The organism is Methanolobus sp. WCC4, from assembly GCF_038022665.1.
Taxonomy (GTDB): Archaea; Halobacteriota; Methanosarcinia; order Methanosarcinales; family Methanosarcinaceae; genus Methanolobus.
This window is the reverse complement of record NZ_CP150629.1, coordinates 1,966,950-1,986,296: the sequence shown is the minus strand read 5'-3', so window position 1 is coordinate 1,986,296 and position 19,347 is coordinate 1,966,950. Positions and strand designations below refer to the sequence as shown.

Sequence of the window (19,347 nt, the reverse complement as noted above, 5' to 3'; positions counted from 1 at the left end):
TAAATTATCTCTGTGTGTTCACGGAAAAAACACCCTATCGAAGTGGATGAACAGCCAGATAAGATAGAAAAGACCAAGCAGTATTCCAAAAGGGTAGACCAGAATCCACGTGAAAGTGATTTCAGGTTCTTCAAAACGCAAGCTGCTAATCGTAAAAGCAGTATTGGCCCACACATGCCAGAAACTGATCATTCCGAGAATATAAAAACCCCAGTGAGAATCGATCAGTATCAAGGCAATCCCGATAAAGGTAGCCGGAAAAATGATGACTATATCTGCAAATGACATCCCGTACAGGATCTTCTGTTCATGCCAGTCATCGACCGATCCATCCGGATTGTCCATTGCTTTACCTTTGTAGACATTGATCTGGAACCACAGTAGAAGAAGTGTTATTGCTCCGAACAAGAATAAAAGGACATACAAGGTCATTTCTGATAGAAGATCAAGTTCCTGCATATTCCAAACCCCTGTATTGATCTCTGTTCTGATACGCTTTAAATATTTGTATCAGTTCTTCAAATGAGCACATGTAATCGATATACTATCATTGCCATGCGATGATAATTGCCAGGATACCTGTTATAAAATTCAACAAGGACCATGCAACTCTCAATCTTCTCGTTTCAAGATGATATCCTAACTTTATCCGATTTCCGGTCCAGTACCAGAAGCTCAGGCTGTGATATATCAAAATTACACCCGGGATCCACACAAGCTTTACTGCCCATGGAAGACCCAGGACCAGACCTACTGCTGCTATTCCATAGGTCCACCCAATTGATACATCGGCAACAGCTATCGCATGTTCATATACCTTGAACTCAGGAGGCATATCCTTTTCCTGTAACCCCAGGCTTGTGGCCAGGTCCCAGTCCAATATGGAAATGAGCTGTCCTATCCAGTGAAAAATGAATCCCACAATGAGAATCAGAATACCAACAAAAATGTGTAAACCTGAGATAAATTCCAGCATAACCCCTCCCCTGCAACTCTCATATGATCGATCTTGTCATCACTGCCTCTTAGAACCCATATATTTTCTGGCGATCGCTATCCCTTTATACTTTTTCTTTTCCACTCCTTTTAAGCCTATCTCAGCCTTATCAGTCTGAAAGGCCAGTTCACCATTCAGCTTATGATAGCTATCAAACCTTTCCCGGGTTATGATTCCCTCAGCTACCGCATTTTTGACAGCACAGTGTGGCTCGTTCTGATGGGTACAATCCTTAAAACGGCAATTATGTGCAAGTTCAGCAATGTCGGAGAATGTCCTGTCAATACCGTCGGATGAATCCCCTAACTGGATCTCGCGGATGCCAGGGTTATCAATGAATATCGTCCCGTTCGGCAGGACGAAAAGCTGTCTCACAGTAGTGGTGTGCTTCCCTTTATCGTCATCTGCACGAACACCTAATGTCTTCTGTATATCATGTCCCAGAAGTGCATTGATCAGAGTTGATTTCCCGACCCCTGAGGAACCGATGAGTGCTATTGATTCATCAGGGTTCATGAAATGATCAAGTTTATCCAGATCGGTCTTTGAAAGAGCACTGATGGTCAGCACTGGAACATCGCCGGCAATATCCTTTATTTCCTGTATGGTTCCTGATGGGTCATCTGCCCGGTCGCCTGATAGATTGTCAGCGAGGTCGATCTTGTTGATCAGAATAACGGGTCTTGCTCCGGAAGAATGAACGATGGTGAGATATCTTTCAAGTCTTCTTACATTGAGGTCATGCCCCACAGCCGTGACGATGAAAATAGTATCGATGTTTGCAGCGATCAACTGTTCTTCACCGGAATCTCCTGCAGCACCTCTGGAAAGACAGGATGTGCGTGGGAGGATATCCACAATGGTGTATGAATTTATATCACTCTGATCGAGCAGCACAATATGATCCCCGACAACCGGTTGCTTTCCGATCTTGCGCATGGCTCCTGATATTGTCGCCTGCACCTCGCCTTTTTCAGTAAGTATATTGAATAAAGTCTTATGCCGGGCAGCTATCCTGCCGGGAATATATGGTCCATTATATGCGGCAAATGCAGTTTCAAGAGAAACATTCCATCCGGGTATATCATAATTGCCCGATATGTCGATTATTTCGTTCCTGTCTTCATTATCCATATGATCTACCAAAATGTTATGGTGGATAAACTTTTTGACAGAAATGAAATACGTTGGTTTTTGGTTGATAAAAGATTAGAGGGGTCTAGAAAAAATGCACACCATATATATTTGTGTGTTTTTATATTATTATGTGACCATAAACCTTTAAGTATATTGATTGCACAATGACCTGTGTAAAAGTGTAAAAATAACACATTATATCTGAAAGTCAGATACATTAGCTGTCTATTTTATCTTTTGTATAAAAATATATAGGTGTTCAAATGGAAAGAACAGAAGAACTCTGTGAATTGTCCGATTTTCATAATAGAGCAATTCAGAATAACATTTCTAATGATACATCTTTATTTCACTCTATTTTTGAGAATGCACCTTTAATAATGGTAGTTGTAAGTTCTGAAAGAAGGGTTGAGAACATAAATCATACTACTTCCAAAACTCTTGGAATAAAAAAAGAAGATGCCCTGGGATTACTGGGTGGAGAGCTTTTTTCCTGTGTCCATTCATTTGATGGCGATGGATGTGGAAAGAATGAGAACTGCAAAGATTGTACTATTAAAAATACTGTCCTTGATACCTTCCGGACCCAGGAGAACGTGTATAAGAGAGAGGCTGAGCTTACGATAATGATCGATGACCAGCCATCAAAAAGAGATCTAATAATATCCACTACGCATATATATTCCGCTGGCCATCCTAAGGTGTTACTGACTGTTGACGATGTGACCGAACAAAAAAAGACCGAGCATTTATTAAGGGAAAGTCAACAGGATCTTATCAATGCAAAGGTCGAGGCTGAAAATGCAAACATGGCAAAGAGTGAATTCATTGCAAAAATGAGTCATGAATTACGAACACCCCTGAACTCGGTCATTGGCTTTTCTGAACTCTTGCTCACGGACTCCTCTGGTAAATTGAATTCAAAGCAAACCCAATATGTTGGAAATGTAAAGTACAGCGGAAAACAATTACTTGAACTGATAAATGGTGTCCTTGACCTGTCAAAGATCGAAGCAAAGAAAATGGAAACACTGCCTGAACAATTCTTAGTAGCTGATGCCATCTTTGAAGTACTGGAGATCATCTCTCCTCTTTCGCGTGAGAAAAGTATTGAAATAGAGGTCCTGATAAGTAAAGAAGTTGATTGGTTCTATGCTGACAGGGCAAAGTTCCGTCAGATCCTTTACAATCTTATCGGGAATGCCATAAAGTTCACTCCTTCCGGCGAAAAAATATGGATAAAAAGTGATATGATATCTGGTGAACTGTCAGTATCCGTGATAGACAATGGTATTGGAATATCCTCAGATGATCAAAAACTTTTATTTGAACCATTCTATCAGGTCGATTCATCTCTTTCACGAAAATACCAGGGAACCGGTCTGGGTTTGTCACTTGTTAAAAAGTTCGTAGAACTGCATGATGGGAACATTACAGTACAAAGCGAACCTGGAAAAGGAAGTACGTTCACTTTTACAATGCCTGTAAAAGAGAACTATGGATCTAATAATTGAAATAAGGACAAAGTGGATATAGGACCACATTTCAGAGGTTATGTGTGAATTCCGATCATAAAAGAAAAGTAACAGACACTGGCCACCTATTCCAGTGCCTGTGATGTACACCTGATCCCAGTTAAAGTGTTACTCTTGTCCTGTATACCATATCCACTCTGTAATTAGCAGGTCCACGACCAACCCGACCAATCAGTCCTTTCTTCATTTCTATCATATTTAGAACTGGTCAAAAGGACATATATAGGCTTACAAAGATCCGCATAGGCCTAAATGTAAAGACCGGATATAATCTCTTATAGACCCTGAATTAAGAGAATGGTCCCGGTGAAAAGGACCATGGGTGGCAATAAATGGTTACAAGTCCTGTCAGAACTTTGAAGAATTCCATAGGAATGGAATTCGTGCTGATCCCTGCCGGCAGATCCCAAATATCCCATATTGGTCCCGGTGAGTTGGGGTTCAGGATACCAGACCATCAGAATATCATCATGAAGTCATTCTACCTTGGAAAATATCCGGTCACACAGGAACAATGGGAAGCTGTGATGGGAGACCATCCTTCCTGTTTTGATGGGGATGGCAGACCCGTTGAGTGTATCTCATGGAACGAGGTGCAAAATTTCATCAAAGAACTCAATTCAATGGAAGAAACAGACAAATATAGCCTTCCAGCCGAAAATGAGTGGGAATATGCCTGCAAAGCTGGAACAGGTACCAGATATTCATTTGGAGACAGTGAGGCTGAACTGGATAAATATTCCTGGTACTACGGTAACTCAGAGCACATGACACACCCTGTAGGTCAGAAGGAACCAAATCCATGGGGACTATATGACATGCATGGAAATGTCTGGGAATGGTGTAAGGACAAACATCACTGGAGTTACGAAGAAGCCCTTGAAGAAGGCACGGCCTGGGAACTCGCAGGCAACAAAGCGATCGTTCTGCGTGGCGGAAGCTGGGTCAATGATCCCGAGAAGTGTTATTCAATATCCCGCAGTAATTTTAACTCAGATTACGGTACATATTCTGTTGGTTTCCGCCTTCTCAGGTCCTTGTGATCATCCGGATCATATTTTGAATATCAGAACCCTGATGGCCTTTCAATAGCATCATAAGAACATTTCTCATAACAATTGCCGCACTCCAGGCAGAGAGAACTTTCAATGACATAGATGTCACCTTCACTTATGGCTCCTACCGGACATGCATCTTTACATATACCACAGGCAATGCATCTGTCAGTGATCCTGTAGCCCGGTTCTTCGACCTTTTCCCCTCCGAATGCGAACCTCTCACGTTTAGGAGTGTTCGTTGAAAGGTCGAATATCTCCCCTGTACCTTTTGAAAGGCAGAACACCTCAAGTATCTCTCTTGTATCCCCCGGATATATATGGTTCATGACAGGATTCAGTTCAAAGACCCTGTCCAGAAAGCCATTATCTACGAATTCTATTCTGCCTTTTACCCTTACTGTGACATAGTTCTCGTCCATGGCAACTACCGACACATAAGGATTCGCCTTCAGCTGTTCATAATAGGGCTTTCCCCTTGCCACCACGAAATACAGTTTATCATCCTCATGGACCATTACATCAACGATCCTGACCTCCGGTCTGTTTCCGTCAACAGTTGCAATGGCTACTGACCTTATATTCCTCAAAAATTCCAGTGGGTCATCCATGTTAGAACCTCATTATCCTATCTATTTATGTTCTGGTAGTAAAAGTGATCTCACCATGCATCAGCAGATCAGATATTGAAATAATCATTACTGTCTTTGTTAGCTATTAAGGGATCAAGTTATGACATTGCAACAATTAGGTGATCGAGGATATTAGCAGGTAAATATTGCCTCAAAAAAAGCTAAGAAATGTCCTTACGTCAATTTGAAATTAGAGAGCAATAATGTACTCCACCTGACATGCCATTTTATTCTACCGAAGCAAACAGGTGAGTTTTGATCTCAGGAGATGATATGAAGAACCAGTTTCATGTAGTACAGGCCGATCGATCGCATGTCAACTTTCTTTCCAGGTTCGGAAAACGATCATTTATAGACGCATATAAGGTTACACTTCCCATGGAAGAACTTAGAGCCTATGTGAATGATGCTTTCTCGGAAAAAGTGATCGAACGTGAGGTCGAAAGCTCAGAAGTTCTTTATCTTATCTGCAAGGACACAAAGGGAGAGATATATGGCTACGCAAAATTCCTGAGATCCGTAGTACCTGATTGTGTGGCACATAACGAGGCAATAGAATTGCAACGTCTTTATGTTAAAGATGGGGAGAAAGGTAAAGGTATTGGAAGACTTCTTTCCAGGAATGGGGACTCTATATCCAGGGAAAAAGGTTTCAGGGTGATGTGGCTGCGCGTATGGAACGGCAATACCACTGCTAAGAATATTTACATGAAGTGGGGATACACATTTTGCGGAGAAGACTGGTACGAAGTCGGAAAAGAGAAAAGGAAAGTGCTGGTCATGATGAAGCATATTTAAGTCTTGCACAACCTTATATTGTTATTGGGGAAGAATATCGTGGCAAATGATATCTTACTGTATATATTTCCTTTATTCCCGGTCCGTTTATAATTTCCAAATCTAGCCCCACTCTTTAGTTAATGCTCATTGAATTATTGTTCAGTAGTTTATACCAATTCATCTGCCTGATCTCTGAGATATCAATTTACGAAATATACCTTCTTTGAAATTATATAAGCCAGAAAAACAATACTCAACACACCATCGGCAAGCATTTCATAATTGTCCAGTGCCAGATAATTCGATGTTCCGTTTGTTGCACCCCACAGGAACCAAAGGATCGAAAGATAGAAAACCGTTTTTTTAAGCTTCAGGAATCCGTATGATATTCCTGCTGAAACCAATGCATAGAACATGTAAGCAAAAAGTGCGGCATCTGCCTGTAATACACCACCCAGAATGGCTATGGACTGACCTGTAAGGCCCATGATCAACTGGCCTATTGCACCTATGCCAATAAGTATCCCAAGGATAATTATTCCTCTGGGCTTTGATCTATCAAGCCCGAGCATCTGGAAATTGTTCTTCAGAATAGTGAACCAGATATTTGTAACCCCATTTACCATATCTTAGAATAGCTGATTGACAACATAAATAAATATGTATTTATCATAAATAAATAGCATTTGTTTGCTGTAAGTCTTTTCCCGATCAATTCAGGAACACATAAATAAAACCTGTTATCAAATTGAATCTTCAAGGATGTGGGTTTAAATGAAAGACAGCATAGTCGACGACATACCTCTGCGTAAAGTTGCAGTGGTTGCAGGTATCAGTTACCTGATAATCTTCGTAATGGGAATACTGGCCAATTTCTTCGTTCTTGAAGGACTTATCATTGCAGGGGACGCTGCAGGGACCCTGAGCAATCTTATTAACAATGAATTCCAGTTCCGTTCAGGAATTCTGGGCTTTATCATCATGGTCATATTCGATGTAGTGGTGGCCTGGGCACTTTACATTCTTCTCAAACCGGTAAGCAAGGGACTTTCATTGTTCGCTGCATGGCTGAGACTGGTGAACGTAACAATATTCGGGATAGCTCTCTACAACCTTTTCAGTATCCTGCGACTTTTAGGTGATGCAAATTACACAACATTACTAAGTACTGAACAATTGCAGGCTCAGGTAATGCTTTTCCTGACCGCTTTCAACGATATGTGGCTGATCGGCCTGATCTTCTTCGGACTGCATCTTGCTGTACTTGGCTATCTGATCATCACCTCAGGATACATACCAAAATTCATTGGTATCCTTCTGGTGATAGCAGCTCTGGGATACCTGATCGATAGTTTTGCCAACGTTATGCTTGCCAGCTATGCTGAATATGCAGGCATATTCATGCTCATAGTTGTCGTTCCCGGTGTCATCGGAGAATTGTCACTGACATTCTGGCTTCTGTTGAAAGGAAGGAAACTGAATTTATCCGGAGAAGAAATGTGAAAACAGCAGTATACGATAAATTCGGCCCCATGAAGTACTTCATATATCAGAAGTGGATAATCTTTGATACTGTAGGTAAGAGCCCCTTTGCAGGTAGTGTCAGCTCATTGAAGAAAGATGGGGTATATCTTTTAACCACATACAGACCACTGCGGTTCTTTCAGATAATGTGGCTCAACCTGACAAACAGTAAGAAAGCGCTATCCCCGCTCCTTGAAGAGAGTACTGAGGACCTGCTCTTCCTCAAAGGGCTCATCGAAGGGGGAAAGCTAAGAACGGTCATAGACCGGACCTATTCCCTTGAACAGGCTGCCGAAGCTCACAGATATGTCGAATCAGGGGAGAAAAAAGGAACGGTGGTCATCAGTGTTGTAGATGACTATTTTAGTTAAGATGATACAAACAGGAAGTTCAAATAACAGGATGAAGGAACAATGAATTCAGAAAGGAAGGCTGCGATCATCGTTGGAGTATTGTTCATAACTGCCACGGTTGCATACTCGCTTAGTGTTATTTTAGTTACTCCTGTCCTGAGTAGCACAGATCATCTGGTCTTGGCTGCTGAAAAGGATAGAGACCTAATGATCGGGTCATTACTTGTGCTGGTCGATGCGATTGCAGTTGCAGGCATCGGAATAGTCATATACCCGATCCTGAAAAGATATAGTGAGACTTTAGCTCTCGGATACACCGGTGCCAGACTGGCCGAGGGTGTACTATTTGCTATAAATGTAATTCCCATACTGATACTGATGACACTAGGTCAGGAATTCGTAAAGGCAGGAACTCCTGATACTTCTTATTACCAAACCCTGGGTTCTTTATTGCTGGCAGCAGCTGACTGGACTTTTCTGCTTGGGTTTGCAGTGGCTTTTACCATATCTGCCTTTATCCTGAACTATGTATTGTTCATATCAAGACTTGTTCCTCGATGGATATCGGTCTGGGGTTTTGCAGGAGCCTTGTTATTGTGGGTTTACTACCTGTTACAGGCCTTTGGCATTGCTCAGGCTGACATTCTGTTCGTCCCGATAGCTGTGCAGGAAATGGTTTTTGCGGTGTGGCTGATCATTAAAGGATTCGATATTCAGGAACATAATACATAGTTCTCAGGAAAGACATCTGATATATGGATCTGCTGTCTTTGTATACAGGAAAACCAACTTTTCCAATGGAACAATGAGTCATCATACCCTGTAACAAAAACACTTCAGGATCTTCATCGGTGACTTCCTTTTGCAGCATTATTGCATTGATGACTAATTCAGGTTCCTTTATGCGAAAGTGATAGCAATAATATGAATTCTTTATCGACAAGAATAAATAAGGATTAGCGTTTAGTAGATTTAATAATTATTAAAAATACGGAATGAATTGATAATGGAATGGATATACTTGATCATTGCAGGAATTTTCGAAACCGGGTGGGCTGTTGGTTTAAAGTATACTGATGGTTTGACCCGATTATACCCTACAATCTTTACAGTGATCTGTTTGATCCTGAGTATGTACCTATTGGAAAGATCCTTGAGGGTAATACCTGTTGGAACCGGGTATGCTGTATGGACCGGTATTGGGATCATTGGTACGGTTACTCTGGGAATCATTTTTCTCAATGAATCAATGAATGTATCCAGACTTTTCTTCATTGCAATGATCGTTGTAGGCATTAGTGGCCTGAAAATGGTTTCAGCATAATGCTATAGCCCAATACTTTAATATTCGATATTCAAAATGATTGATCTAAATGAATGAAATTGAAAAAAAGATAATTGACATTGGTCATGAGATCTTTAAAGGATATGGTGTTGATGATTCCACTGCCCGGATACTATCCATACTTAACTTTGAATCAGATGAGATCAGTATGGAAGAGCTGGCAGAAAGAACAGGTTACAGTCGTGCTTCTATCAGCCTCAAGATTAAGAATATTGAACATTTCTGGAGCATAAAAAGGATTACTAAGCCCGGATCACGCAAAACCTATCTCTCCATGGAAAAAAACCTTTTAGATGCATTTGCCCTCCAGATCAGAAATGGATATGAAACCGAGCTGAACATTGCAAAAAGGAAAATAGCTCCTCTTATAGATGAGTATAAAGACAATGCTGTTACGCAAGAACAAAAAGTGAAGCTAGAGACATATGAGATGTATCTGGTAGAGATCAATAAATTTGAAGAACTTATCCGCCATATATATGACCACATCGATCAGCTGAAAAAGAACAAGGATTAGTCAATTGATGTTTTCCATGTTTGTTAATTAATTCTCAGGCAGTTCTATTCACTTTCTTTTTTTGATCAGATTTATGGCTGATCAGACCCATCTTAATTTTATGACCACTCAAATGTTCGTTAATTTACCTGTAAAATACCTCAACAGATCAGTTGAGTTCTTCACCAGACTTGGTTTTGAATTCAACCCTCAATTGTCAGATGAGAAAGGCAGCTGCATGATCGTGAGTGATGATAGCTTTGTGATGTTGGTGACAGAGGAGCTCTTCCACCTGTTCACCTCAAAGCAGACATGTGACCCTCATAAGTGTGCTGGTGTTGCAATTTCCCTATCTTCTGAAAGCAGGGAAAAGGTAGATGAACTTATCAGAAAAGCCATCGAAGCCGGTGGTTCTGAAGCGGCAGAAATACAGGACAATGAGTGGATGTACGGACGCAGTTTTGAGGATCTGGATGGACATATCTGGGCTATATTCCATGTGAACTAAAACTCTATAATGAATAATTAATGAATTTGTCAACGAAATAGGTCAGGTTCAGGATATTCATCATATTCGGGAAAAACTAAATATCATATATAATAAAAGTTAGTCTGGAGGAAGGGATTGGAATGCCAGATATTTTCACAGATCTGTCGCAACGCAAAGCTGCACTCGTAGCCGGATCTGGTCTTCTGGCCATGACCATATTTGCCATCATAGCCTATTATTTAATTCTCCCGGGTATTATTATACCAGGTAATGCTGCGGAAACAGCGAAGAATATCATGGCTAATGAAGGACTGTTCCGCATATCCATATTTTGCTTTATTGTCGTTGCTATTCTTGATGTGCTGGTGGCCTGGGCGTTTTATGTATTCCTCAGACCGGTTAACAGGAGCATTTCCCTTCTTATGGCATGGTTCAGGCTGGTATATGCCTCGGTCCTGGTGTTTTGTCTCGTTTTTCTTGTCATTGCTTTGCTACTTTTAGAAGAAAACTTCTATCTGACTGCTTTTGGAACAGAGCAATTGTATGCTCAAATGATGTTATTTATTGATGCATTCAATGAGGGATGGGCTGTCGGATTTATCTTCTTTGGTCTTCATTTAGTACTTCTTGGTTATCTGATTTTCAGGTCAGACTACATCCCGAAGATACTTGGCATTCTGGTGATGCTTGCAGGCTTAAGTTATCTGATAGATTATTTGGGAAGGGTTCTTCTACCGGACCTCGGTCTTGAGGTCAGCACACTTTTTGGATGGGGTGAATTATTATTTATGCTCTGGCTTCTATTGAAATGGTATAAATTACCTGAAATAAAGGACCAATATGAAAACTAAGAGTTGGGGAAAACTGAATGAAAGCAATTGTGCATGAAAAATATGGTCCGCCTGAAGTTCTCGAAATAAAAGAACTGACAAAACCTGTCCCTGAGAACGATGAGATCCTGATAAGGATCCATGCTACAACAGTGAACAGGACCGATTGTGGTCTTCGGAAAGCTGAAACCTTTATTGCAAGATTCTTCACCGGTCTTCTCAAACCAAAACAAAAGATACTCGGAACCGAGTTTGCCGGAATTATCGAGACAACCGGCAAAGACGTAAAGGAGTTCAAAGAAGGTGACCATGTCTTTGGCCATAGCGGCGATAAATTCGGTGCTCATGCCGAATACATCTGCCTGACAGAAGAAGACCCTGTAGTGATCAAACCGGATAATATGACCTTTGAGGAAGCTGCCTCTGTCTGTGATGGTGCGATATTGGCCTGGACTTACCTTCGCAAAGCGAATATCCAAAAGGGGCAAAGAGTTCTCATCAATGGTGCTTCGGGTTCCATAGGAACAGCAGGAGTGCAGCTCGCAAAACATTATGGGGCGGAGGTCACAGCGGTTTGCAGCACTGAGAATATGAAATTGGTGAAGGAACTGGGAGCAGACAGGGTGATCGACTACACAAAAGAGGATTTCACAAAAGATAATCTGGATTATGAAGTGGTCTTCGATGCTGTCGGCAAGAGCTCATTCTTGCGATGTAGGGACATTCTGAAACCCGGTGGTATCTATTTCTCAACAGAACTGGGTTTTATGGCCCAGAATCCTTTCCTGGACATCCTTACCTCTGTGATCGGCAACAAAAGGGCCATGTTCCCGCTTCCTAAATACACAAAAGAGGATGTGCTTTTCTTCAAAGGACTTTTGGAGAAAGGTTACCTGAAAGCTGTTATTGACAGGAAGTATTCGCTTGAGCAGATAGTAGAAGCTTGCAGATATGTTGAAACAGGCCACAAAAAAGGGAATGTAGTAATAATCATTGATGAATGATGTTTTTTGATATGAACCGGGATATGTGATTTTAAGTAGAGACAATAATTGGGTATTTTTAGAAAAAAATAAATACTAGAACCTCGGTATATGACTTCTGTCTACAAGCAAAATCATCTATCCTTATCAAGGAGCCTCCACAATGAAGTTACCCATGCCACTAAAGAATGCACTTATTGAAGCAATGATCACCCAGTATACTGACTATAATCCTGCTTCAAAGGTCAGTGACGAACCTATGACCTTCTCAATTCCTGTTACCAGCATTCTGGAAGAAACGAATGATTTCGGTATCACAGATACAGATATTCAGGCAACAGTTGATGAGAACTCAGGGTCCCTTTCATACAGTGATGATAAAACGAATTTACAGTTCATATCACCTTTTACCAGGAACTGTGACCGCTATAATGAATGTCTCGATTACATTAAGGATAATACAAAAGAGAATAAGAAATTTAGCCTTGAGTATGACCCTGCAATAAAGGAATCCCTGATATACAATTTCGTATCAGGTTCTATCGTCATGATAGTACCGGATAGCATGACCAGCCTGTCCCAGCTTAGATTCGCACTTGCTGTAGGTGGAAGTAAGCTTCGTGCTATCATGGACAGTCTGGGTGGTGGCTGGGTCTATGTGTTCCCTGGATATATCATGGAATACATGGAATGTGGCAAGACCCCAGCCAGGGATACCAACGTACAGCAGGTACTTGCAAGTTATCTAGAAGACATGTTCTCATAGGCTTGGATCTCAAGTCTATTCCTGTTTTTCAAACATTCATGTGAAAATGTATCATTCAGTTTCTTCATCATAGTTGAACTGCCAGCCAACCCCGAACTTGTCTATCACATAGCCGTACAGTCTGGCCCAGAACGTTTCCTGAAGCTCCATGCCCACCGTGCCGCCATCCTCAAGGATCCTGTTATACATCGTAGTCAGCTTTTCCATATCATTGCCCATTATCACAAGGCTGATATTGTTCCCAATGGTTAAAGGCATCCCCGGAGGGATATCAGAGAACATCACTTCGCTTCCCTCTATTTCCAGAGAGGTATGCAATATCAGGTCTGCATTTTCCTCTGTAACAGGGAAGGAGTCGTCATCTTCCGGCATATCCCTGTATAGCATGAACTCAGGTTTCTCCGTTCCAAAGACATCAGCATAGAATTCGACAGCTTCACGACAGTTCCCGTTAAAATTTATGTATGCTTCTATTGCCATTACTTCACTCCCACTTTGAGTACTAGTATCAATAATTGAGACCTTTTTTGTTAAATAAGTTCCCGACAATTCTTCTACATCTCGAAAAGCAATTTCTCCATTCTCACAAACCCTAAATACAACATCCTCCTAATATTATATAGGAGGTTGGAGTCATTGGTCGTATCTATAATAGTGCTCATTTTTTGTCTGTTAGGGTTTGCAGTTATTCACAGTGTGCTGGCAAGTCTTCCTGTCAAACGATTCATCAGGCGTTCTCTGGGTTCAAGAGCTGACGACCTGTATATGCCTGTCTACAACATCATAGCTGTTCTAACTCTTATCCCACTGGTATACCTGCTCTATAAGAACCCGGGTCCTTTCATCTATATCGTTCCATCACCATGGCGCTGGTTCATGGTAGGCGGCCAGATAATAGTTGCCATTATTGGTCCGAGGGCATTGAGGGATGCTCCTCATCGATTCAAGTTAAAGGGACAGCTATCTGCACCAAATACACCAGAGGCAGGCCATCTGGATATCCATGGTATCTATCGCTGGATAAGAGACCCATTCCTGTTTTCCGGACTGGTCTTCATGTGTCTGACCCCTTTCATGACAACGAACCTGCTGATCATATACATCCTGACAACGATCTATCTTGTCATGGGTTCTCTTCATTGGGAAAGCAGGCTTCTGGCTCAGTTCGGCGATGAATACAGGGAATACCAGAAACATGTTCGCAGGATAATCCCACGGTTAAAACCCTATTATGAGAAATAATGACCCTTAAAGCTGGTATTCCGGTCGACATAAAAGAAAAAGCATATATCTCAGTTGTTCTCATTCCTAAACGGAATTCAATTTAAAGAGATATCATATCCCCTGAAATATTATATTTTTAAAAACAACAGAAAGGTGTTAAAAAAATGATGCATGAAGAAAGAAGTCAAACATCAGAAAAGACTTTGAACATGAAAAGGGCCATCGACTCCTTAAGAGAGGAACTGGAAGCTGTTGACTGGTATAACCAGAGGGCAGATGCCTGCACCGATGAGAATCTCAAAAAGATACTCATCCATAATGCAAACGAGGAAAAAGAACATGCTGCCATGCTTCTGGAATGGATCAGACAGAATGATGATGCTTTCTCCAAAGAGCTTAAAGAATACCTTTTTGCCGAAACGGAAGACATAGCAAGCCTTGAGGATTAAGGCTTTTTCTCTTTTATTTTTTTATAGATTCATATCAGGCTGTATCCTAATCTTGAAAGCTCTATTAGTACGATTATTAGAGCAAAATTACCGATCAGCAGCGGTGCGACCATTTTCCTGAAGGGGAATTCGACTATCGCAAGAGCAATGGCAAGTATATCACTTGGTAGAGGTGTCAGTGAGTAAAGGAATATGAGCATCATCACTATATTGTCACCGAACCTGTCGAACTGCACTATCAATTTGCCAACATAACGTCCGTATCTTCCTCTGACACATCCTTTGCTTTTAGTTCCAAGATAATAGAACAGCATATCCCCCAATGTCAGACCAACACTTGCAAAGAGTGCAACCCACAATACATTGACACCACCCAGAGCTATTGTGACAAGTGTCGTGTAGAAAGTGGTCGAGGTGAACGTAGAAACACCACCTATGGCAGCCAGCAGGAAAATAAGAAGATAGACATTGTGAACGCCCAGCATCTCAACTATCACTTCTGGAGGGTAGAAATAAAGAAGTACGGACCATGAGATGATGAAAAGGAGAATCACCCAGATGATCTTTGTACTTTCATTGCTGCTGTATACAGGACAAAAAGCATCGTTTTCTTTATGTGTCCCTTTCCTGTCATTGAGTTCCATTGGATCAGCCTTTTGTTTCATACCGATCTGATAAAGTCCTTTCCTCCTAAAGAACAGAAGATTTAACAGCAATGCAAACTCATGAATTAATTATGGGGGACAGGCAAAAGAACATAGGCTTAGCTGCATCTTTGAACGTCCTTTTCACAATAATAGAGATCATCGGAGGCATACTGACAAATAGTCTGGCACTTCTTGCAGATGCCTTACATGACTTTGGTGACAGTTGTGTCCTGATACTTGCATGGTTTGCTGAAAGAAAGGCAAAGGAACCTCCAACAGACAGGATGACATTCGGATACCGCAGGTTATCGCTTTTTGCTGCGTTCTTTGCTGCTATCGTACTTATAGCTGGTTCCCTGTTCATTCTGTCGCAGGCTATTCCCAGACTGCTGAACCCCGAACCTGTGAATGCTGAAGGAATGATATTGGTGGCACTTCTCGGAGTGACAATTAACGGAATAGGATACCTCAGGCTAAGAACTGGTCTGAGTCAGAACGAGAAGGTCCTCTCATGGCATCTCCTGGAAGATATCTCAGGCTGGGTGATCCTGCTCATAGGATCTGTCATAATCAGGTTCTGGGATAAACCAGTGGTCGATCCCATTATGACAATAGGGTTCACCCTCTTTGTGCTGTGGGGTGTAACCAGAAATTCAAAAGAAACCTTTAACCTACTGTTACAGGGAGTTCCCGAGCATATAGACATTGATGGGATCAAAGCATCGGTTCTTGGAGTTGAAGGTGTTAAGATGATGCATGATCTCCATGTATGGTCACTTGAAGGAGAAACTGATATCCTGACATCCCACATCGTTGTTGAGGATGAATACCTGCAAAGACCGGATGAGATCAAAAAAGCTGTAAAGACCAGATTAAAGAAGCATGGAATTGGACATTCGACCCTGGAACTGGAAAGTGAAGGACACTGTTCTGAGGAAGAATGTATCTTCGAGATGCCTAATGGCACATGAAGGAACTGAAAGAAAGGGTCTGTAAAGATGGTAGATATAAAGCAAAGAAAAAAGCAAAGCCGGACCGTGCGAACAATTGAACCTGTCCACGTTGTCCGGCTTCCTTATTCAATACTCTTATACACTCCCTGCGGATGCCATATTGTGTCCTGTATATGATACAACAGGCCTGTGCAGGTCGATATCCAGTGCTTCCTTAAGGACCTCTTCGATGGTCTCAACAGGTATGAACCTGAGCTCCTTCCTGACGTCCTCAGGAACATCCTCAAGGTCCCTCTCATTCTCCTTTGGAAGGATCACCTTCTTTATGCCTGCCCTGTGGGCTGCAAGGACCTTTTCCTTGATACCACCTACAGGCAGTACAGCACCACTAAGGGTGATCTCACCTGTCATGGCAAGTTTCGGGTCCACAGTCCTTCCTGTGATGAGTGACGTGACCGCAGTGAAGAGGGTCACACCTGCCGATGGTCCGTCCTTAGGTGTTGCACCTGAAGGTACATGGATATGGATGTCGCTCTCAGCGAAATCAAAAGTATCTGCTGATCCTGCAAGCCTTGATCTGGCAAGACTGAGGGAGATCTGTGCAGATTCCTTCATCACATCCCCAAGCTGGCCCGTAAGTGTGAGTTTTCCCTTTCCAGGCATGAATGTCCCTTCTATGAAAAGGATATCACCACCTACAGGTGTCCATGCAAGTCCTGTGACAACACCGGGCACATGTTCCTTCCTGGCGTCATCCTGGCGGACAAGTTCCTTTCCAAGAACCTCTTTCAGCATATCCTCCTTTATCGTGTAAGGGAGTTCTACATTCCCTGAAACGATTCTTTCTGACACAAACCTTGCAGCCCTTGCAAGCTGTTTCTTCAGTCCGCGGACTCCTGCTTCACGGGTGTACCTGTCGATCATCAGTTTCAGGGCATCGTCATCGATCCTGAGCTTATCCTCATCAAGACCGTGTTCCTCAAGTATGAGAGGCAGCAGATGGTCCTTTGCAATTGCAAGCTTCTCATTCTTGGTGTAACCTGATATCTCAATGATCTCAAGCCTGTCACGCAGTGGTCCCGGGATGCTTGCCAGTGAGTTGGCTGTTGCTATGAACAGTACCTCGGACAGGTCATAAGGGACTTCCAGATAGTGATCGGAGAACGTATTGTTCTGCTCCGGATCAAGCACTTCAAGAAGAGCGCTTGCAGGATCCCCTGAATAGGATGATGAAAGCTTGTCGATCTCATCAAGGATGAACACAGGATTCTTCGTTCCAGCTTTCCTGATACCCTGTACAATCCTACCGGGCATGGCACCTATATAGGTCCTTCTATGTCCTCTGATCTCGGCCTCATCCCTGACGCCACCAAGGCTCACACGTACGTATTCCCTGCCAAGTGCATCTGCAATGCTTCTGCCAAGACTTGTCTTCCCGGTTCCTGGTGGTCCTGTGAAGAGCAGTATCGAGCCCTGCTTCTCATGCTTGAGTTTCATTACCGCAAGATGCTGTATGATCCTCTCTTTGACCTTTTCAAGTCCGTTGTGATTGCTTTCAAGCACTTCACGGGCCTGCTCGATATCAATGCTCTTCTTTTCAGTGACTTCCCAGGGAAGATCGAGCAGGAGATCGAGATAGTTCCTGATAACATGGTTTTCAGGATTATTGTGACCACCGGTCTCAAGTTTCTTCAGTTCAGAAAGTGCCTTCTTCTTAACATCGTCAGGCATGCCGGAGCTTTCTATCCTTTCACGATAGTTGTCCTCACCTGAAGCCGGACCATCGAATTCGTGAAGCTCTTCCTGAATCACCTTCAGTTGTTCACGCAGCATTGCTTCCCTGTGTGACCTGTTGACCTTCTCAGCAACCTTCTTAGCTACCTCCATCTGGATATTGATGTTCTCCTTATGGTTTGTCAGAACATACAGGAATGTAAGGTAACGTTCACGGACAGATGTAGTCTCCAGAAGGTCCTGTTTGTCGGCCAGTTCTATTGAGATGAAAGGCATTACATAACCCATGATCTGGTCAACTGACGTCATACTGTCAATTGGTTTGGTAAAGGCTTCCGAGCTCTTGAAACGTTCACTTATCTCGTGGATCGTCCTTTTGATATCCTTTACGATCTCTTCCTGAAGTTTCTCGTCAATATCATTTATGTCAGGAACTTCTTCATATGTAGTGAAGAACATTTTGTCCTTCTGGTACAATGAAACAGCTTTCACCCTTTGTACTGATCTTGCAGAAACGAGAAAACCTTTATCTGCAGGCATGATCGATCTTATCTCCAGAAGGTTTCCGGTCCTGTACAGTGACTCTTCTGATATCTCAGAAAGGGATGCTCCACTTTTCATTGTGAGTCCCACTGCATATGCAGTTTCCTCATTTTCCATCATTGAAAGAAGTATCTGTCCAGTATCTTTGTCAGCGAGGAACTTTGTCCTGCTTTCCGGGTATACTACCATTTCAGAAAGTCTTATCACAATGCTTTCTGTCTTGTTTTCGGTTGCTTGTGGGTACATTGTTCTCTTGTTCTATGGTCGTTGGTCTGTTAATTCGTTAGTTAGGTTTTACCTAACTATAGAGATATAAAAAAATCATCTCACCTTTCCCAGTATCCTGATAAGAGTGGACATCTCTGCTTCGTTCAGTGAATGAGACATTCTCTCAGTAAGCTTCAATAAAGCGATCTGTTCACTGCGACAGATGTTCTGTCCTTTCTCGGTCAGGCAGATATAGTATGCTCTGCCATCGTCAGGAGATCTTTTCTTGTAAACATATTCCATACGGATGAACTTGCTGATCATTTCCGAGATAGTTGGTTTGGAGTTCCTTGTTACCTCAGCAAGCTTGCTGAATGTTATCTCCCCATGCTCGTCAATGACCTGCAGATATCTGACCTGCTTCATGGTCAGGTCCGGTGATCCGCATTCACAGAGGATCTCAGAAGAGCACTGGTTTCTGATACTCAGCAAATTTTCAAAAACCACTAATAAATGCTCTTTGTTCTCCGTCATGTTCTGGCCAGATAGTTAGTTAGGCTTTACCTAAATAAAAACCTGTCGGTTTGGGTAAATTACGGCCTTGTAGGACTCCCTGGATAATATGAACCATAGATAAACACGGATACATCCACCTCCTTCGGAGCTG

The 19,347-nt window shown here is 42.2% G+C and carries 24 protein-coding genes; 15 read left to right on the top strand and 9 right to left on the bottom strand.

What is annotated here, in order from left to right; genetic code table 11:
- Positions 1–18: 18 nt before the first annotated feature.
- From V7O63_RS09525 to rsgA, 3 genes are all read right to left on the bottom strand, one after another.
- Positions 19–459 carry a hypothetical protein gene (locus V7O63_RS09525; protein WP_340818251.1) on the bottom strand — a complete coding sequence of 147 codons (441 nt, stop codon included), beginning with the start codon at positions 457–459 and terminating at the stop codon, positions 19–21.
- An 88-nt stretch (positions 460–547) separates the two neighbouring features.
- Positions 548–976 (bottom strand): hypothetical protein, encoded by a 429-nt coding sequence (locus tag V7O63_RS09520; RefSeq protein WP_340818250.1) that lies wholly within the window; start codon positions 974–976, stop codon positions 548–550.
- 39 nt (positions 977–1,015) lie between these two features.
- The gene (gene rsgA / locus V7O63_RS09515; RefSeq protein WP_340818249.1) at positions 1,016–2,131 is read right to left on the bottom strand and encodes a ribosome small subunit-dependent GTPase A; all 1,116 of its coding nucleotides are present in this window, start codon (positions 2,129–2,131) and stop codon (positions 1,016–1,018) included.
- 266 nt (positions 2,132–2,397) lie between these two features.
- Between rsgA and V7O63_RS09510 the strand changes: the two genes are divergently transcribed.
- Both V7O63_RS09510 and V7O63_RS09505 read left to right on the top strand, forming a co-directional pair.
- The gene (locus V7O63_RS09510) at positions 2,398–3,648 is read left to right on the top strand and encodes an ATP-binding protein (RefSeq protein WP_340818248.1); all 1,251 of its coding nucleotides are present in this window, start codon (positions 2,398–2,400) and stop codon (positions 3,646–3,648) included.
- A 353-nt stretch (positions 3,649–4,001) separates the two neighbouring features.
- Positions 4,002–4,712: a formylglycine-generating enzyme family protein gene (locus tag V7O63_RS09505; RefSeq protein ID WP_340818247.1), complete on the top strand. Its 711-nt coding sequence runs from the start codon at positions 4,002–4,004 to the stop codon at positions 4,710–4,712.
- Positions 4,713–4,735: 23 nt separating this feature from the next.
- Here V7O63_RS09505 and V7O63_RS09500 read toward each other — a convergent pair whose 3' ends face one another.
- Positions 4,736–5,335 (bottom strand): 4Fe-4S binding protein, encoded by a 600-nt coding sequence (locus tag V7O63_RS09500; RefSeq protein WP_340818246.1) that lies wholly within the window; start codon positions 5,333–5,335, stop codon positions 4,736–4,738.
- Positions 5,336–5,734: 399 nt separating this feature from the next.
- Here V7O63_RS09500 and V7O63_RS09495 point away from each other — a divergent pair, with 399 nt between their 5' ends.
- Positions 5,735–6,154 (top strand): GNAT family N-acetyltransferase, encoded by a 420-nt coding sequence (locus tag V7O63_RS09495; protein WP_340818245.1) that lies wholly within the window; start codon positions 5,735–5,737, stop codon positions 6,152–6,154.
- A 182-nt stretch (positions 6,155–6,336) separates the two neighbouring features.
- On the opposite strand, the gene V7O63_RS09490 is transcribed toward V7O63_RS09495, so the two are convergent.
- On the bottom strand, positions 6,337–6,762 hold the full coding sequence (locus tag V7O63_RS09490) for a hypothetical protein (RefSeq protein WP_340818244.1): 426 nt from the start codon (positions 6,760–6,762) through the stop codon (positions 6,337–6,339).
- Positions 6,763–6,910: 148 nt separating this feature from the next.
- On the opposite strand from V7O63_RS09490, the gene V7O63_RS09485 reads away from it, so the two are divergent.
- The 9 genes from V7O63_RS09485 (at position 6,911) to V7O63_RS09445 (ending at position 12,923) form a co-directional block, all read left to right on the top strand.
- Positions 6,911–7,639, top strand: coding sequence for a DUF4386 domain-containing protein (locus V7O63_RS09485; RefSeq protein WP_340818243.1), 729 nt, complete (start codon positions 6,911–6,913; stop codon positions 7,637–7,639).
- A complete protein-coding gene (locus V7O63_RS09480; protein WP_340818242.1) occupies positions 7,636–8,031 on the top strand; it encodes a zinc-binding dehydrogenase in 396 nt (131 codons plus the stop codon). The genes V7O63_RS09485 and V7O63_RS09480 overlap by 4 nt, the downstream gene beginning before the upstream one ends.
- 42 nt (positions 8,032–8,073) lie before the next feature.
- On the top strand, positions 8,074–8,745 hold the full coding sequence (locus tag V7O63_RS09475; RefSeq protein ID WP_340818240.1) for a DUF4386 domain-containing protein: 672 nt from the start codon (positions 8,074–8,076) through the stop codon (positions 8,743–8,745).
- A gap of 274 nt (positions 8,746–9,019) precedes the next feature.
- The gene (locus tag V7O63_RS09470) at positions 9,020–9,337 is read left to right on the top strand and encodes a multidrug efflux SMR transporter (RefSeq protein WP_340820831.1); all 318 of its coding nucleotides are present in this window, start codon (positions 9,020–9,022) and stop codon (positions 9,335–9,337) included.
- Between the two features lie 49 nt (positions 9,338–9,386).
- On the top strand, positions 9,387–9,875 hold the full coding sequence (locus V7O63_RS09465) for a hypothetical protein (protein ID WP_340818238.1): 489 nt from the start codon (positions 9,387–9,389) through the stop codon (positions 9,873–9,875).
- 100 nt (positions 9,876–9,975) lie between these two features.
- A complete protein-coding gene (locus V7O63_RS09460) occupies positions 9,976–10,362 on the top strand; it encodes a VOC family protein (RefSeq protein ID WP_340818236.1) in 387 nt (128 codons plus the stop codon).
- Between the two features lie 122 nt (positions 10,363–10,484).
- Positions 10,485–11,195 (top strand): DUF4386 domain-containing protein, encoded by a 711-nt coding sequence (locus V7O63_RS09455; protein ID WP_340818234.1) that lies wholly within the window; start codon positions 10,485–10,487, stop codon positions 11,193–11,195.
- A 17-nt stretch (positions 11,196–11,212) separates the two neighbouring features.
- Positions 11,213–12,178: an NAD(P)-dependent alcohol dehydrogenase gene (locus tag V7O63_RS09450; RefSeq protein ID WP_340818232.1), complete on the top strand. Its 966-nt coding sequence runs from the start codon at positions 11,213–11,215 to the stop codon at positions 12,176–12,178.
- Positions 12,179–12,320: 142 nt separating this feature from the next.
- Positions 12,321–12,923 carry a hypothetical protein gene (locus tag V7O63_RS09445; protein ID WP_340818230.1) on the top strand — a complete coding sequence of 201 codons (603 nt, stop codon included), beginning with the start codon at positions 12,321–12,323 and terminating at the stop codon, positions 12,921–12,923.
- A 51-nt stretch (positions 12,924–12,974) separates the two neighbouring features.
- Here the strand turns inward: V7O63_RS09445 and V7O63_RS09440 are convergent, their stop codons facing one another.
- Complete coding sequence (locus V7O63_RS09440; protein WP_340818229.1) at positions 12,975–13,403, bottom strand: glyoxalase/bleomycin resistance/extradiol dioxygenase family protein; 429 nt, start codon at positions 13,401–13,403, stop codon at positions 12,975–12,977.
- A gap of 156 nt (positions 13,404–13,559) precedes the next feature.
- On the opposite strand from V7O63_RS09440, the gene V7O63_RS09435 reads away from it, so the two are divergent.
- Positions 13,560–14,165, top strand: a complete 606-nt coding sequence (locus V7O63_RS09435) for an isoprenylcysteine carboxylmethyltransferase family protein (RefSeq protein WP_340818228.1) — start codon at positions 13,560–13,562, stop codon at positions 14,163–14,165.
- 146 nt (positions 14,166–14,311) lie between these two features.
- A complete protein-coding gene (locus V7O63_RS09430) occupies positions 14,312–14,596 on the top strand; it encodes a ferritin (RefSeq protein WP_340818226.1) in 285 nt (94 codons plus the stop codon).
- Positions 14,597–14,625: 29 nt separating this feature from the next.
- Here V7O63_RS09430 and V7O63_RS09425 read toward each other — a convergent pair whose 3' ends face one another.
- A complete protein-coding gene (locus V7O63_RS09425; protein WP_340818225.1) occupies positions 14,626–15,261 on the bottom strand; it encodes a VTT domain-containing protein in 636 nt (211 codons plus the stop codon).
- 71 nt (positions 15,262–15,332) lie between these two features.
- On the opposite strand from V7O63_RS09425, the gene V7O63_RS09420 reads away from it, so the two are divergent.
- On the top strand, positions 15,333–16,214 hold the full coding sequence (locus tag V7O63_RS09420; RefSeq protein ID WP_340818223.1) for a cation diffusion facilitator family transporter: 882 nt from the start codon (positions 15,333–15,335) through the stop codon (positions 16,212–16,214).
- Between the two features lie 117 nt (positions 16,215–16,331).
- On the opposite strand, the gene lon is transcribed toward V7O63_RS09420, so the two are convergent.
- Positions 16,332–18,719 carry an endopeptidase La gene (lon, locus tag V7O63_RS09415; RefSeq protein ID WP_340818221.1) on the bottom strand — a complete coding sequence of 796 codons (2,388 nt, stop codon included), beginning with the start codon at positions 18,717–18,719 and terminating at the stop codon, positions 16,332–16,334.
- A 75-nt stretch (positions 18,720–18,794) separates the two neighbouring features.
- Positions 18,795–19,172, bottom strand: a complete 378-nt coding sequence (locus V7O63_RS09410) for a MarR family transcriptional regulator (protein ID WP_340818219.1) — start codon at positions 19,170–19,172, stop codon at positions 18,795–18,797.
- Positions 19,173–19,347 lie beyond the last annotated feature (175 nt).